The organism is Flagellimonas meishanensis (genome assembly GCF_019880545.1).
Taxonomy (GTDB): Bacteria; Bacteroidota; Bacteroidia; order Flavobacteriales; family Flavobacteriaceae; genus Flagellimonas; species Flagellimonas meishanensis.
In genome coordinates this window covers 354,365-370,444 of the sequence record NZ_JAINVW010000001.1, presented here as the reverse complement: position 1 = coordinate 370,444, position 16,080 = coordinate 354,365, and the positions used below count along the sequence as shown (strand labels likewise).

At 46.0% G+C, this 16,080-nt stretch carries 14 protein-coding genes; 4 read left to right on the top strand and 10 right to left on the bottom strand.

From position 1 onward, the window contains the following. Nucleotides 1-27 precede the first annotated feature (27 nt). Both K7G75_RS01660 and K7G75_RS01655 read left to right on the top strand, forming a co-directional pair. The gene (locus K7G75_RS01660) at nucleotides 28-924 is read left to right on the top strand and encodes a hypothetical protein (RefSeq protein ID WP_222982088.1); all 897 of its coding nucleotides are present in this window, start codon (nucleotides 28-30) and stop codon (nucleotides 922-924) included. A gap of 36 nt (nucleotides 925-960) precedes the next feature. After that, the gene (locus tag K7G75_RS01655) at nucleotides 961-2,502 is read left to right on the top strand and encodes a glycine--tRNA ligase (protein WP_222982087.1); all 1,542 of its coding nucleotides are present in this window, start codon (nucleotides 961-963) and stop codon (nucleotides 2,500-2,502) included. Here the strand turns inward: K7G75_RS01655 and K7G75_RS01650 are convergent. The 9 genes from K7G75_RS01650 to K7G75_RS01605 form a co-directional block, all read right to left on the bottom strand. Beyond that, complete coding sequence (locus K7G75_RS01650; RefSeq protein WP_222982086.1) at nucleotides 2,499-4,166, bottom strand: formate--tetrahydrofolate ligase; 1,668 nt, start codon at nucleotides 4,164-4,166, stop codon at nucleotides 2,499-2,501. The genes K7G75_RS01655 and K7G75_RS01650 overlap by 4 nt on opposite strands. Nucleotides 4,167-4,368: 202 nt before the next feature. Further along, nucleotides 4,369-5,070, bottom strand: coding sequence for a CPBP family intramembrane glutamic endopeptidase (locus K7G75_RS01645; protein ID WP_222982085.1), 702 nt, complete (start codon nucleotides 5,068-5,070; stop codon nucleotides 4,369-4,371). Between the two features lie 81 nt (nucleotides 5,071-5,151). Next, nucleotides 5,152-5,538, bottom strand: a complete 387-nt coding sequence (locus K7G75_RS01640; RefSeq protein WP_222982084.1) for a hypothetical protein — start codon at nucleotides 5,536-5,538, stop codon at nucleotides 5,152-5,154. Nucleotides 5,539-5,743: 205 nt separating this feature from the next. Next, nucleotides 5,744-6,754: a medium chain dehydrogenase/reductase family protein gene (locus tag K7G75_RS01630; RefSeq protein ID WP_222982083.1), complete on the bottom strand. Its 1,011-nt coding sequence runs from the start codon at nucleotides 6,752-6,754 to the stop codon at nucleotides 5,744-5,746. A 217-nt stretch (nucleotides 6,755-6,971) separates the two neighbouring features. Beyond that, a complete protein-coding gene (locus K7G75_RS01625) occupies nucleotides 6,972-7,520 on the bottom strand; it encodes a hypothetical protein (protein ID WP_222982082.1) in 549 nt (182 codons plus the stop codon). A gap of 97 nt (nucleotides 7,521-7,617) precedes the next feature. Further along, nucleotides 7,618-9,696: a TonB-dependent receptor family protein gene (locus K7G75_RS01620; RefSeq protein ID WP_222982080.1), complete on the bottom strand. Its 2,079-nt coding sequence runs from the start codon at nucleotides 9,694-9,696 to the stop codon at nucleotides 7,618-7,620. A 9-nt stretch (nucleotides 9,697-9,705) separates the two neighbouring features. Continuing rightward, entirely contained in the window at nucleotides 9,706-10,812 is a 1,107-nt protein-coding gene (locus tag K7G75_RS01615; RefSeq protein ID WP_222982078.1) for a Gfo/Idh/MocA family protein, read from the bottom strand. Between the two features lie 29 nt (nucleotides 10,813-10,841). Continuing rightward, entirely contained in the window at nucleotides 10,842-11,396 is a 555-nt protein-coding gene (locus tag K7G75_RS01610) for a cysteine hydrolase family protein (RefSeq protein WP_222982076.1), read from the bottom strand. 9 nt (nucleotides 11,397-11,405) lie between these two features. Continuing rightward, complete coding sequence (locus tag K7G75_RS01605; protein ID WP_222982074.1) at nucleotides 11,406-11,924, bottom strand: hypothetical protein; 519 nt, start codon at nucleotides 11,922-11,924, stop codon at nucleotides 11,406-11,408. A 126-nt stretch (nucleotides 11,925-12,050) separates the two neighbouring features. Between K7G75_RS01605 and K7G75_RS01600 the strand changes: the two genes are divergently transcribed. Both K7G75_RS01600 and K7G75_RS01595 read left to right on the top strand, forming a co-directional pair. Next, entirely contained in the window at nucleotides 12,051-12,812 is a 762-nt protein-coding gene (locus K7G75_RS01600; RefSeq protein WP_222982072.1) for an exodeoxyribonuclease III, read from the top strand. Nucleotides 12,813-12,872: 60 nt separating this feature from the next. Next, nucleotides 12,873-13,913, top strand: coding sequence for an NADP(H)-dependent aldo-keto reductase (locus tag K7G75_RS01595; RefSeq protein ID WP_222982070.1), 1,041 nt, complete (start codon nucleotides 12,873-12,875; stop codon nucleotides 13,911-13,913). Here K7G75_RS01595 and K7G75_RS01590 read toward each other — a convergent pair whose 3' ends face one another. Next, nucleotides 13,914-16,067, bottom strand: a complete 2,154-nt coding sequence (locus K7G75_RS01590) for a pyrroloquinoline quinone-dependent dehydrogenase (RefSeq protein ID WP_222982063.1) — start codon at nucleotides 16,065-16,067, stop codon at nucleotides 13,914-13,916. Nucleotides 16,068-16,080: the final 13 nt, after the last annotated feature.

The window sequence follows — 16,080 nt, the reverse complement described above, 5'->3', positions numbered from 1 at the left end:
AATACGCGTAAGTAGTCTGTCAACCCCATGAACCCCCAAGATAACAATTTCAACTACAAGATTATTTTTGCGGCATTGGTTGCCGTGATTGTGGGGATTCTGATAGCCTTCTACTACAGTTATGCCCAATCCAAGAACCAAATGCTTTTTCTTGAGCAGGAAAAATCCCTGTTGGTCAAGGATCTCACCTTGATGAAGGCCGAAGTGGACCGATTATCTGGACTCAATGAGGTGAACGAGATAGAACTGCAGACCTCGAGGTTTCGGGTGGAGCAGTTGTTGGATTCCGTGGGCAGACTCAATTTCAGTATCACCAAACTCAAGGAGACCAGAAAGGAACTGCGTCGCTTGGAGCTTCGGTTTGATAGTCTGAAGCTAAAGAACAACTTTCTTCGTTACAACAATGGCCTGCTGGCAGACCGTTACGAGGAGACCCGTAGGCAATTGGACGAGCTTAGGGGTAGGGCCAGTAAACTGGAACAAAAGGAATCCTTGCTGAGGGAGACCAACGAGGAGCTTGCCCGTGAACTTCGCATAAAAAGCTACTTAAAACTACAGGAAGCCGAAGGTAGCGGTTTTAGATTGCGTGCAGGAAGACCCATAAAGACAAACAAAGCATCTACCATAGAGAAATTGAGGGGCTGTGTCACCATTTTGAGCGATCCCAACGAACGGGGAGACGTTAAAGTGCTCTATTTACAGTTTTTAGACCCCAACATGACCGTTATTGAGGACAATGCCTCTACCATTTCCGTGAGCGGCAACACCTACAGCAAAAAAATGGAGGTCATTTATACCGGTAAGGAAATCAGCGTGTGCGATGCCATTACCGTACCCGAGGGCTCCTTGGCCGAGGGAATTTATACCCTCAATGTTTTTGAGGATGAAAGATTGTTGGCCTCCACCGAATTTCAGTTGAAATAGCGTATTTCTTTTTGGGTAATATTCTATTTTTGCCCAATGGCAAATCAGGAAGACATTTTCAAGAAGGTAATCTCCCATGCAAAGGAATACGGCTATGTGTTCCAATCCAGTGAGATTTATGACGGACTCAGCGCAGTGTACGATTATGGACAGAATGGTGCTGAGCTTAAGAAGAACATCCGTGAATATTGGTGGAAGGCCATGGTGCAGCTCAATGACAACATTGTGGGCATCGATGCGGCCATTTTTATGCATCCCACCACCTGGAAAGCCTCCGGGCACGTTGATGCCTTTAACGACCCGTTGATTGACAACAAGGATTCCAAAAAAAGATATAGGGCCGATGTGCTCATAGAAGATTATGTGGCCAAGATCGAGGCCAAGATAGATAAAGAAGTGACCAAAGCGGCCAAGCGGTTTGGCGATAGCTTTGATAAAGAACAATTTCTTTCCACCAACCCGCGTGTACTGGAAAATCAGGCCAAGGCCGATGCCATCCTAAAACGCATGGCAAGATCATTGGAAAATGAGGATCTGGCCGATGTGAAGGCCTTGATCGAAGAGTTGGAAATTGTCTGTCCCGTTTCTGGATCCAAAAACTGGACAGATGTAAAGCAGTTCAACCTCATGTTCGGCACCAAATTGGGAGCCTCCGCCGAAAGTGCCATGGACCTGTACCTACGACCTGAAACGGCGCAGGGGATTTTTGTCAATTTCTTGAATGTGCAGAAAACCGGACGGATGAAGATTCCCTTCGGGATTGCCCAAACAGGAAAAGCTTTCCGCAATGAGATTGTGGCCCGTCAGTTCATCTTCCGTATGCGGGAGTTTGAGCAGATGGAAATGCAATTCTTCATCAAGCCCGGCACGCAAAAGGAATGGTACGAAGCCTGGAAGGAAAAACGCATGAAGTGGCACCTTTCACTGGGAATGGGAGCCGATAACTATCGTTTCCATGACCATGAAAAATTGGCCCACTACGCCGATGCCGCGGCCGATATCGAGTTCAAGTTCCCATTTGGCTTCAAAGAACTGGAAGGTATCCACTCCCGAACCGATTTTGATTTGGCCAACCATGAAAAATATTCCGGTAAGAAATTGCAATACTTCGACCAGGAGGAAAACAAAAGTTATGTCCCCTACGTGCTGGAGACTTCCATAGGATTGGACCGTATGTTCTTGGCGGTACTTTCCAATTCCCTACAGGAAGAGGAGCTCGAAAATGGAACCACCCGTACGGTGCTCAAGATTCCTGCTGTGCTCGCCCCCAACAAAGTTGCGGTATTACCATTATTGAAACGAGATGGTCTTCCAGAAATCGCAGGGAAATTGGTTGATGAGCTAAAATGGGATTTCCAGGTGGATTATGATGAAAAAGATGCCGTGGGACGCCGTTACCGCCGTCAGGATGCCGCTGGGACCCCATTTTGTGTCACCATCGACCATCAAACCCTGGAAGATGATACGGTCACCATTCGCCACCGGGATACCATGGAACAGCGCCGAGTGAAACTGGCCGAGGTCAAGGGCATTATCCACAAGGAAGTGGACATGCGCCACTGGTTGCGAAAACTTTAGAACAATCCAGTAATTTCCCCGTCATCATTAATGTCGATGCCCTCAGAAGCCGGATGGGCCGGTAGGCCGGGCATGCGCATGATATCTCCGGTAATGGGTATCAAAAAACCGGCGCCAACGGCGATTTCTATTTCCCGAACCGTAATGATGAAATCCTTGGGCCTTCCCAAAAGTTTGGGATTGTCTGACAAAGATTTTTGCGTTTTGGCAATGCAGACCGGCAATTGTTCAAGGCCCAAATCGGCGATCTTACGTAAATCGGCCTTGGCCTTGGCGGTATAATCCACATGTTCCGCCCCATAAATTTCTTTGGCAATCGTTTCAATTTTGTTGGTGACGCTGGATTTCCAATCGTAAAGTGGCTTAAAATCAGACTTCTTGGACTCCACAATGTCAATAACGGCTTTGGCCAGATCAATCGCTCCTTCCCCTCCTTTTGCCCACACCTCGGCAACGGCCACCCGTATGCCTTTGGATGCGGCCAAATCCTTGATTACCTCAATTTCCGCATCGGTGTCGGTGGTAAACCTGTTGATGGCAATCACGGGAACCACATGGAACTTGGCAATGTTCTCCAAATGCTTTTCCAAATTGGGCAAGCCTTTTTTCAAAGCGTCCACATTGGGTTCGGTCAAAGATTTTAAATCGGCACCACCATGATACTTCAGGGCGCGAACGGTGGCCGTGAGCACCACCGCTTTCGGCTTCAATCCCGCACTTTTACATTTGATGTCGAAGAACTTTTCGGCGCCCAGGTCAAATCCGAAGCCAGCTTCTGTTACGGTATAATCAGAGTGTGACATGCCCATTAAAGTGGCCAGCACGGAATTGGTGCCCTGGGCAATGTTGGCAAAAGGCCCTCCGTGTATTATGGCCGGATTCCCTTCAATGGTCTGCACCAGATTGGGCTTTATGGCGTCCTTGAGCAAAGCTGCCATGGCCCCTTCCGCTTTTAGGTCTTTGGCATAAATGGGTTTTTTATCAAAGGTATAGCCCACAAAAATGTCCCCTAATCGCTTTTTCAGGTCGGTGAGACTTTGTGCCAGACAAAGAATGGCCATAATCTCAGAGGCAGCGGTGATGTCGAATCCCGTTTCTCGGGGCACCCCCGATGTGGTGCCGCCCAACCCAACGATCACATGGCGAAGCGAACGATCGTTCATGTCTATCACCCGTTTCCAACCAATGGTACGTGGGTCTAGCATGAGGGAATTCGTCTTGCTCTGGATGTTGTTGTCGATTACCGCCGAAAGCAGGTTGTGTGCCTTTTCAATGGCGGCAAAATCCCCTGTAAAGTGCAGGTTGATGTCCTCCATGGGCAATACCTGGGAGTACCCGCCCCCAGTGGCCCCTCCCTTGATACCAAAAACAGGACCCAACGAAGGCTCGCGAAGCACCACGGTTGTTTTTTTATTCAATCGGTTCAATCCTTCGGACAGGCCAATGGACATGGTGGTCTTTCCCTCCCCGGCCGGGGTCGGGGAAATGGCAGACACCAGCACCAAATTGCTCTGGGAGGCTTTGTTTCGGTCAATGATGCTCAGGGGCAACTTGGCCTTGTACTTGCCGTACATTTCAATGGAATCTGAAGAAACCCCAAATTTTTCGGCGATCGAGGCGATGGGCTGCAAGGCAATGCCCTTGGCAATCTGTTGGTCGGTCATGAAACAGGATTTTGTGGGATACAAGATAAGATAATCGGGGAAGTATTCCGAACGCTCCGTGTCGGTCTTATCGAACTTGGGCCAACACCCGATGGTATTTCGGGAAGCTGAGGAGTGACCCGAACAAGTTTAAGCGGATACTAGGATAGGCGTCAAAGCTGAATGCCCTGGACAAACGATGGTTTATCCTCGGGCCATGTTGTTAACCAACGTAGAGTTTCATGATCACAAACGTATACCATGTAATGGCATTGCCTACCCCATGAATCAATGCAGGAATGATTATGTTGTTTGTTTTTGCCCTTACCCACGCAAAAAACAAACCTGTTAATATAAAAATGGATAGGAGGAGCAGGGTTTCAAAAACGTAATCATTTATAAGGTAAACATACATTCTTACACTGTGAATGGAACCCAATGCAAAGCATAAGGTTGACAGTAGTATGGCCAACGTGGTTCCATATGGTTTCTCCAATCCGGTATAGATCAAACCCCTAAAGGTCAATTCCTGGCCTATTCCAATGGCCATTCCCGTGGAGAACCATATCGGAATATAACGCCCCAGACCACTTTGCTGTATGGTCGTGATTTCCTCCGACTGTTGCATAGTAAAGATTAAGGTTGCGCCGAGCATTCCCAACGTGAGGAACATGACGTTCCCTTTGGTCCATTGTATGGTGAGAAGACTTTTTAGCTCTTTGACCCAGAAAAAAGGCAGTATGGCAAGAAGCGCAAACCCGATTTCAATGAAAAGGCGATTGGGTTGGGCAAAATACCAATGGTCGGCACCATGGACCCACGGGTCAGGGGCAACCCAGTAGCGGACGGGAAACTCAAGCACCAGCCCCCAAAGCAGTATCAGGGTGGTTGGTCTTTTTATAATGGTATAGGGATGCTGTTCCAATTTTAAAGGTTGCTAGGGATATAGTATGATTTGGTTGTGGAATAGATCATAATTAGTGCTGCACCATTTTAGCTTGCGTTCTTATTTCTTAATGAGCGTCTCCGAGTGTGAGTTTTTGGGCCGACCGTCTTTATAGTGATTCTCAGTTGTAATGAAAAGCCTGCCTTCAACCAATTCAAAAGTTTGATTTCTTTCCACAAACTTGTTGTCCCAGGTTAATTTTAATTTGTCTGTTTCATCAGGGGTTTCACCTGAGGTGTTTTCGCCCCAATCACAGTCGGTAGGATTACATTTCCCCCAAATTTGTACATGAAATCGATTGTCCTTATACCTAATAGTACATTTGGTAATACCACGGGTATCCATGTCCTCATTAATCCATAGTCCCTCTAAATTAGAATTTGTAGGGGAACTATCATTATTCACTATTATGGCAAGACTTACAAGAATAAAAAGCAATGACTTCATATATAATTTTGTTTAAACATTAAGACTTTAACGTATATAACGGCCTGGTGTATGGAAAGCGGGTTTCTCCTCACAAACTTTTCATTTAACAACGTCGCTAATTTATATTCATAACACGTAATTTAACCACTTTACACCCAATGACGTATGTAAATTATTGGGCGTATGTAGCTTTTAATAAATAGTTTAATAGCTTCTATTAAGGCTATGAGACGTCAAATATAATTTTACCCTTAATCTCAGCTTTCTCAATTTTTTCATGAGCCTCTTTAGCTTTATCCAAAGTGAAATGATTTGAAATCTCAGGTCTAATCTTACCTTTTTCCAATAGTTTAAATAGTGCCTGTAAGTCTTCCTTAAACCATTCTGGATGTTTTTTCCGCAGGCCGCCAATAGAATAAAAGCTAGCCTTTCTTCTATTTGGTAAAATATTCCATAAGAGAATTTTTATGAAATCCATTGGAATATTACCACCTTTGCCCATGACAGCATTATAAAATCCAAACGCAACCAGTCTTCCTCCAGATTTTAAGGATTTAAATGATTTCTTGAAATTCTCGCCTCCAATTGGATCAAATGCAACATCAACACCATTATTTGTTAATTTCTGAATACACTTTACAAAATCTTCTTCTTTATAATCGATAGGTATTCCACCGTGCTTTTCTACTAAATCATGTTTTGACTTGGAGGCTGTCCCATACATCTTTAAATTTAGAAGTTTTCCCAACTGAAGCATTGCTATTCCAACTGCACCACCAGCTCCATGAATAAGAATACTATTCCCTTTTGATATTTTAGCAATTCTATGCAACATTTGATATGCTGCCATATAAGAAAGAATTAATGTGACAGCTTCCGAGGCATCAATATTATCCGGTAATCGTGTTAATCTTACAGCAGGTAAGCAAATGTATTCTGAGTAGGCACCAATAACAGTCATATCTGCAACCCTATCTCCAACTTTAAATTCTTCAACACCTTTTCCCAGCTTATCTACAACACCAACCATGTCGTAACCAGGAGAAAAAGGCGGCTTGTCCTTTACATCTGGATATTTCCCCTTCCGTATCATTATATCTGTGAAGTTTGCACAGGTTTTTAACACTTTTATTCGTACTTCTCCTTCCTTTGGTTCAGGTAAAGCACTTTCTTCAACCATTTGCATAACCTCGGGTCCTCCAAACCTTGTTATGATAATCCGATTATAACCCATAATACCTGCTACTTTGTCAATTTTTTTTAATCTCGTTTCGCACTTTTGCTTAGCTCCCAGCGGGTTGGGCTACGAGTAATTGCGTGGTTAAACGTTTAACTTTGCAAGCCTGCCTGCAGGCAGGCACGAAGATTTTCAGAAGTAGGTGAGAACCTGTCTGCCGACAGGCAGGCAAGCAATTACTTATAGCCATCTTAAGTTTGATTCTGTTTAATATTCATTTATAATTGGAAATCTCATCGTATTTTCTATTCGGTAGATTTAGCTTTTTGAATGCTTTAAATACTTTCTTCTTTTTTAATTCCAACATAATCACTCCGCAATCTGCACTCGTTCCATACAATGCTTGTCTCTTATCATCTGTCCATATTATCACATTGCGAATATTATTTTCTGGAATAAGCTCGGTTACAGAATCAGTAAGTTCAGAATTTATTGGATTTTCAATTCTGAATGCTATTACATCATCCTTGTATTTTACCAAGTAAAGTGGTTTACAAAACCCTTTAGATCTAATTTTCCGAATACTGTCCAATTTTGGAAATCTCGAAACGGCTATTCCGTCCGAAAAACTCCACTCAACATAAACGTTCACATCATTAGTCAGTCTTTCATTTATTAATTTAATTTTCCCTTCAAGTGTTTCTATCGAATTCAGAGATTCAAACCATAAATTATTCGCACTTTCAGTCAAAATCAATTTTTCATTTTGAGCTAAACTGTAAATTGATTGAAGAATTAAAAATGTGAACAAATAGTTTTTCATAATATAACTGAGAACTAGTGTATAGCAATGTATTTTACATCGCTGTTTCCCAAATATAGCAGATAAACGTTATATTTTGTACGATTTATCCTTACGTTTATAAACGATACTGTAGTCGAATGCCTCCATAGTAGTTGCGGGCATTGCCCGGATAAAAATAGCGGGGCTCACTGCCGCCAAAGCCCACGGCGTTGATCAACACGGATTGGGCAAAGCGGGTGTCAAAGATATTGTTCACGCCCGCATGCACCCCCAGGGAAAAGTGCTTCGCCAAAGGGGTTTGGTAGCTCAATCGGGCGTTGAACACATTAAAGGCCTCACTGCGCAGGGTATTGGCATCGGTCAGGGGAATATCGTCCACAAACAGGTGGGTTAGGTTGGCGCGAAAACCCTCCTTGTGCACCACATCAATCCCGGAACTGATGCGGTGTTTGGGAACCCCGGTCAGCGGATTTCCCGAAAAGTCGTTGTCGCCATCCACAAAATCCACAAACTTGTGGTCGTTTAGCGTATAGCTTATATAGGGTGCGATAACCAATGTCTTATCCACCAACAAGCGGTATTTGGCACCCAGTTCCAAACCTTGATGTTGGGTTTCGCCCGCATTTCGCCCCACAAACTGGTCTTCGCCCACTCGTTGGGCCACCAATAAATTCTTGATGTCCATACGGTAGAGCGTGGCTGCTACCCGCAACTTGCTGTCAAAAAGCTGTGCTTGCCCCCCGAGTTCGTAGCTGATTCCCGTTTCTTGGGTAATATCGGGATTGATGATGCCATCTGGGGTCAGGGTCTCCTCCAGACTGGGGTTGGAAAACCCGCGGCTTACGTTGGCGTAGAGTTGTCCTTGGCCAAACTGGTAGAGCAATCCAAAACTGGGGAGCACAATAGGGTCAAAATCACGTTCCGCGGAGGTGTTGTCCGTCCCCGTGTTGAACAAATCCCGAAAATCGTAGTCCGTTTTGTTGACATTGAGCCCCAACTGCGCTGAAAACTGCGAAGTAAAAGGATAGGTGAAGGTTCCAAATAGGTTCAATTGCGTCCGGAATTCCTTGTTATCGCTGATTTGGGCCCCCTTGAAACTACCATCTCCGTCCCTGTCCCGAAACAGATTTTGGAAGGTGTCCCATTCGTATTCGTCCTTGTAGAGTTCCCCGCCCAACGAATATTCGGCTTCACCCAAAGTGCCCTCAAAAACACTTCGGAACCCAAAGCCGTTGGTAAATTCTTCCAAAATATTGAACGGCCGGGGTTCGTCATGGTCCAAGTAGGTATAAAAAACGCTGGTGGTGTTTTTCAATTTGTTAGATAGCTCGTAGTGATGGTACAAACCAGCCAACGTATATTTGTTGGCCTCAAAGCCCCGTGCGGCCAACCAGTTGGCAGCAGCCCTCCGAGGGTCTTCTCGAAAATCCGTAGCACTGATGGAACTGGGTATTTGTGCTGTATAATCAATATAGTTCAGCAAAAAGCCCAAGGTGCTTTTGGAACTTAGGGAGACATGGGAATTCACCAAAAGGCCATCACGGACAAAGCGGTTGTTCTGTCGGAAGCCATCAGTTTCCAAATGATTGTAACTTACCTTGACGCCAAACTTTTTTTCTTGATGACTAAACGAGAGGTTGTTCTTGAACATATTGAAGGAACCCACTGTGAAGTTGTTCACGAAACGTGTGCCGCCCTCTGGGGCCAGTTTGGTATTGAGCAGAATCGCACCGCCCAAGTTGGAACCATAGGCAGTTCCCTTTGGCCCTTTAATGACCTCTAGGGAACCCAAATTTTCCAAGTCGAACGCTTCAATGGTGGAAAAACCTGTGCCGTTGGTCACAGGAATGCCATTAAAGTAAAGACGGAGCTTGTCCGTTCCAAAAGGGGTTCGCGCTCCCACCCCACGAATGGTGATACGGTTGGTATTAAGTGCGCCGGAAAGCACATACACCCCTGAAATCTGGTTGATGGCGGAGGGAATGTCAGTTGGGTTGAACCGCTCAAAGGTTTGGGTGTTTATAGTGGAGGAGGCTGTGATACCTGTTGCTTTTTTGGGAGTGATTTCTTCCAACAAAATAATCTCATCCAATTGGGTGATGGAATCTTGTTGGGTTTGTTGTGCCAAAGCGACATGGCCCGAGAGCAGAAGCAGTAAAAACCCTAAAAGTGAACGGAGTTTGAATTCAGGCATGGGAAACAATTATTTTTTAAGGCGTATGGTCTTCCCCTTTTGGGCACTTTTTCGGGCGGCGTCCAAAATCTCCATGACGGTCATGTTGTTTTCCAAAGCGGAAAGGTCCGTGGGCTCCAGAACAATTTTACCCCGAACCACCGCTGCGAGCAGGGAAAAAGGGTCGTTATGGGGGGAGGGTCGCTCTTCCAGTATGAGTTTGTCTTCTTGAAAGCCATCATAACCTTCCACCATGCGCACACGAAGTGTGTTCCGGTTGTCCGCATAGATGGCCCCGGTTAGGCCATAGAGTTCCATGTCCTTTCTGCCGATGGGCCAGTTCCAAGAGGCCTGGACAATCGCTTGGCAATCATCGTATTCCAAAATAATTGTGGCTTCATCGTCTACTTTGGGATTGTTTTCTGGCTGAAACTGTTGGGTAATGGCCGTAACCGTGTTCGGTTTCTTGCCTTTTTTTAACCAGGTCATCATGTTGGCGCCGTAGCAGCCAAAGTCGGTGATGGCCCCACCACCGTTTTGCACCGGGTCCTGTAGCCAGTCCAGAAACTCTTGGTTTACCCCAATTTTGACCGGTCCCCGGTGTCCATCACGAACGATAACTTTTCGCAAATCGCCAATTTTGTCAGCCTCCAACAACTTTTTCGCTTCGTGATTGGAGGGATACCATGTAGTTTCATAATTGGTAAGAAGATGGACGTTGTGTTTTTCGGCCAAGGCCTTCATTTGTTTGGCGTGGTCCATGTTCACGGCCAAAGGCTTTTCCACCATTACATGGATACCCTTTGGTGCACAGGTCTGCACCACTTCCAAATGCTCGTAAATGGGGCCGAAGGCAGTAACAGCCTCAGGCTGGGTTGCTGTGATCATTTCTTCCAGGGAATCGTAGACCAAGTCCATAGAAAAACCATGTTGGTCCGCATAACGTTGGGCCAGTTCGCGATTGGGTTCGGCAATGCCCACAATTTCTATATCGCCAATATTCTCCCGGCCCAAAATCCAGTGCACGTGGGTGTGGGTAAGTCCGGCTACACCGACTTTAAGGGGTTTTTCTTGGGCGGTGGCAGCGGGGATTATCAAAAGTGTACAGAAAAGCAAGGAAATTGAGATGCGCAGCATGATTGATGAATTGCCTATAAAAGTAATAACTAATTATTTATTACATCTAACAATGCCTCCGTGGTTTTTATAGTGGCGAATTCATCTTTCAGATTGGCCAGGGCGGTGTTGTGGATCACTTCGGCAGGAATTCTTTTTCCATCGATGCCAATTTTATCGAAAGCGGCAGTGGCATCGGATATCAATGTAACTTGAAAGCCCAGGTTCGCCGCCATACGGGTTGAAGTGGAAACACAATGTTCCGTGGTGAGCCCCAGGATGACAACTTCCGATATGTTTTGGGTTTTAAGCCGCTGTTCCAAATCGGTTCCAATAAAGGCGCTATTGACATTTTTTTGGATCACCGGCTCACCCTCCTTGGGTTGAACGGCTGGATAAAAAGCATTCCCTTTTTTGCTCGGATGCAGTGGGGAATCCGGATTGGTGGAGCAGTGCTGAATGTGAAAAATTGGCCAACCCTTACTGCGGAAAGCTTCAAGAATAGTGTGGCTGTTGGATTCAGCTTGGGGATTGTTGCGCTCGGTCCCATAAAAACCAACCTCCTGCAATCCCTGTTGAATGTCTATAAGAAGTAATGCTTTCATTTGATAAAGTTAAAACCTAAAACCAATGGAGAGCCCCCCTCGATACATAAAATCGTCCTGAAAATCCTCAGGATTGATGTTTCTGCCAAATCCCGCAAAAACCTCCAAACTGAATTTTTGACTCCGGGTGACCCATTTGTTGCCCAGCCCAAGTCCGAGGGCAAGTGTACTAAACTCGCCGTTTCTTGGGTTCAAGGGGTCCTCGTTATCATTATCTTCCCCTGTGTAGTAGAGTCCAAACGCCTCTGCAAAAAAACCACTACGGGGCTGATAGCCAAAATAGGCCCTGAAGTTGGGTCCAATTCCAAAGTTGCCATTGTAATCGGTGGCATCGTCGTCAAAATAAACTGTGCCGCCAATACTGGTGTCTTCACTAAGAAAGTATTCATAAGATCCTTCGACAGTTGTGGTGGCCAAAAAAAGACCTATGTTGAACTTGATCTCGCTATCGTTGGATAAGTCGGGATAGGCTTGCGCTAAACTAAGTTGGCTGTAAAAGAGAAGGCCCAAAAGCAGTAACTTTTTCATTGTAGAGGTTTTGATCTGTAATAGAACAAGCAATTTGCGTTCCATAAACCAAAGTTAAGGGATGTTGGACAAAAAGCTCATTTTAAGAACCCGGCTACAATGGCTATTTTTGGGCAAAGCTTTGTGATGAAAATAGTATCGTATAATGTAAATGGGATTAGGGCCGCAATAAATAAGGGTTTTGCGGAATGGTTGCAAACCGTGGATGCCGATGTGGTCTGCCTTCAGGAGACCAAAGCCATGAAGGAGCAGGTGGATGTATCGGTGTTGGAGGAAATCGGCTATGGGCATCACTATTGGTTCAGTGCCCAGAAAAAGGGATACAGTGGGGTGGCGCTCCTGTGCAAAAAGGAACCTGATCACGTTGAATACGGAACGGGCATTGATTACATGGATTTTGAAGGGCGGAACCTCCGGGCCGATTTTGGGGATGTTTCAGTAATGAGCATGTATTTGCCCTCAGGCACCAATTTGGACCGATTGGAACACAAGTTGACTTACATGGCCGATTTTCAAAAATATGCGGATGCCCTGAGAAAGGAACGTCCCAACCTTATTGTTTGTGGGGATTACAATATTTGCCACGAAGCCATCGACATTCATGACCCAGTGCGCAACAAAAATGTATCCGGATTTTTACCTGTGGAACGGGAGTGGATAGGGAACTTCATCAAAAGCGGTTTTATAGACAGTTTTCGACATTTCAACAAAGAACCCGATAATTACACGTGGTGGAGTTACCGTGCCAATGCCAGAGCCAATAACAAAGGCTGGCGTTTGGATTATGGTATGGTCAACGAATCCCTGCAAAACAGGTTAAAACGTTCCGTGATCCTATCAAATGCAAAGCATAGTGATCATTGCCCCATTCTTTTGGAAGTAGAATAGTAGATTTGCAAGTGTTGGAAAATAGGAGCCAAGATTAATAACAATTTCAAAAAATAGTGCATGAAATATACCCGACTGCCGCACACCGACATTAGAGTGAGCAAAATTTGTTTGGGAACAATGACTTGGGGAAGACAGAACACCGAGGAGCAGGGGCATGAACAGATGGATTATGCCCTGGACCAGGGCGTCAATTTTTTTGATACGGCCGAGCTTTATCCCATCCCAGCTAAAAAGGAGCTGTATGCGGTAACCGAGGAAATTATTGGAAATTGGTTCAAAAAAACTGGAAACCGCGACAAAGTGGTGTTGGCCTCAAAGATTGCCGGAAGGGCAGAGTTCACCAAGTTTATTCGAACCACAGGATTCAGCAAGGAATCCATAATCTCTGCGGTGGAAGGCAGCCTGAAGCGGCTCCAGACGGATTATATAGACCTGTACCAATTGCATTGGCCGGAGCGGAACACCAACTATTTTGGGCAACGCGGCTACAATGCCCATTATATTGATGCCTGGGAAGACAACATCCATCAGGTTTTGGAAACACTGCGCGATCTAATTGAAGAAGGAAAGATACGGCACGTGGGACTTTCCAATGAAACACCTTGGGGTGCCATGCGGTTTTTGGAAGAAAGCAAAGTCCACCAGAGCCTGCCCAGAATGTTGACCATTCAAAATCCATACAGCTTGCTGAACCGCCTTTTTGAAGTGGGACTTTCTGAAGTTTCCATGCGGGAAGGGCTTAGGCTGTTGGCCTATTCCCCACTGGGATTTGGGGTTTTGAGTGGAAAATACTTGAGCGAGGTGCCTCCGAGAAAAGCGAGGGTGACACTGTTTCCAAACTATAATCGATACAGTGGTGAAACTGCCGTGGAAGCCACCAAAAAATACGCAGAACTAGCCAGTGAACACGGATTGAGCATGGCCCAAATGGCCTTGGCCTTTGTGAACACCCGCCCATTCGTTACCAGTAACATCATTGGGGCCACGACCATGGAACAGCTCAAGGAGAATATTGAAAGTATTGACCTGGAACCATCGGAGGAGGTATTAAAGGGGATTGAGGAAATCCACAAGGCCATTCCGAATCCTGCTCCCTGATTATTCCAAGCTGTAAGCACGGTATTCATCCCCAGGGGCAGTTCCCATTTTTCCGCCTCCGCAGGCAATGACAAGATATTGTTTCCCGTCAATCGCATAAGTGGCCGGCGTGGCATATCCGCCAGCAGGCAATTTATCTTCCCAGAGCTGTTTCCCCGTTTTCATGTTGAAGGCGCGTATCTTTTCGTCCTTGGTGGCTGCAATGAACAAAACACCCCCAGCGGTAATCACCGGACCACCGTAGTTTTCTAGCCCGGAAACCGGAATTTTGGGATCATCCAGGCTTTCCTCATGCCCCAACGGAATTTTCCAAAGGTATTTTCCGGTGTTCAAGTCGATGGCATTCAGGGTACCCCATGGTGGTTTTACCACGGGAAAACCCCTATCGTCCTTAAAGCGGGCAAAGCTGGCCATTGAATAGGGCACATCTATGGTAATGCGTTCAGTTCTGTGGTCCGCAGGTTTTTCCATATCGGTCAGGAACCGCAGGATTTCGTTGACTTCACCATCGGACAGATTGGGCATGCCGGGCATGGCACCTTTCCCCATTCGCATTATTGCTTTAATGGAATCGGGTTTTAAACGCAATTTCACGTTTTGAAGTTCCGGGATTCCTGCCAGTCCCTGAAAATTGCCACCATGGCAACGGGAACAATGAATTTGGGCCAGCGATTGACCGATACTTTCATTGCCCTTTCCTCCTATGGCCTTCATTTTTACGATCCAAGCCATTTCATTGGAGTTCACATACATAACACCATCTCGTGGGTCCAAAGCGGCCCCGCCCCATTCTGCCCCGCCATCCGCCCCAGGAAACAGGATCACCCCTGTTGTATCTATTGGTATGAACTGCCCTTTTGAAGTAATTTCCAGATACTTTTCCAAAACAGTGGGATACTCCCTGGGACCATCATTCTGGACCAAATCATCCACAAAGGCCTTTCGTTCTGGCGCATATAGATCATCCTCCGTCAAGATTTGACGGGCAAAGGGTTTTGGCTCTATTGGAAGGGGTTGGGTTTCAAAGGCATTTTCCCCAAGCAAGGTTGAAGAGGGATATGCTTTTTCCTCAATGGGAAAAAGAGGCTCGCCCGTAATCCTATTAAAGACAAATATGTGTCCGCTTTTGGTTACTTGGGCAACAGCCGGAATAATTTCTCCATTGCGATGGATATTCAAAAGATTCGGGGGTGCGGGCAAATCCCTGTCCCAAATGTCGTGGTGTACCATTTGAAAATGCCAGAGCCGTTCCCCTGTATCTGCCTTAAGGGCGAGCAGTGAATTGGCGAACAGGTTGGCCCCTGTCCGGTCGCCTCCGTACCAGTCGTAGGCAGCCGACCCGGTGGGAATGTAAACTATACCTCGTTCCCCATCCAACGCCATTCCTGGCCAACTGTTGGCACCTCCTACGGTCTTGAATGCATCAACGGGCCAGGTATCATGTCCAAATTCTCCCGGCTGGGGAATGGTATGGAAGGTCCAGACCATGTCGCCCGTCAACACATTATAGGCCCTAATATGACCGGGTGAGGAGCCCGGACCCTCACCTACACGCGTTCCCTGGATCAATATATTTTTATATACGGCTCCCGGGGTGTTGGAGACCACGGATAATTGTTTAGGGTCCCTACCAAGGCCATCCCGTAGATCAATACTCCCCTTGTCGCCAAAGGCAGTAATGGATTTTCCAGTTCTACTATCGACGGCATATAATTTAGGTCCAGAACTAAAAAAGATACGGCCTGGATCTTCCCCTGTTGATGCCCAATAGCTGAGCCCCCTGCTAAGTCCCAGTCCCGAATCATCTTTTGTAGCTGGATTGAATTTCCATAGTTCTTTGCCCGTTCTGGCATCTATGGCAAACAACTGTATGGCGGCATTGACCCCATAGAGCACGTCGTCAATGATTAGCGGGTTGGTTTGGATTTGCGTGGTACGACCTTCTTCAAGACCGCCACTTTTATAGGTCCATGCCAACTTTAGGTTACCCACATTGGACGTGTCAATTTGATCAAGGGTTGAAAAATGGGAGCGTTCAGGATCACCTAAATAGTGTTCCCATGTGGTGAAGTACGCTTCATGGATGGTTTGGTTGGAGTTTTGAGAACAGGAAATCAGCAGAATAAAGGGACAGAGATATAAATACCGAAGCATTACCGAATCGTTT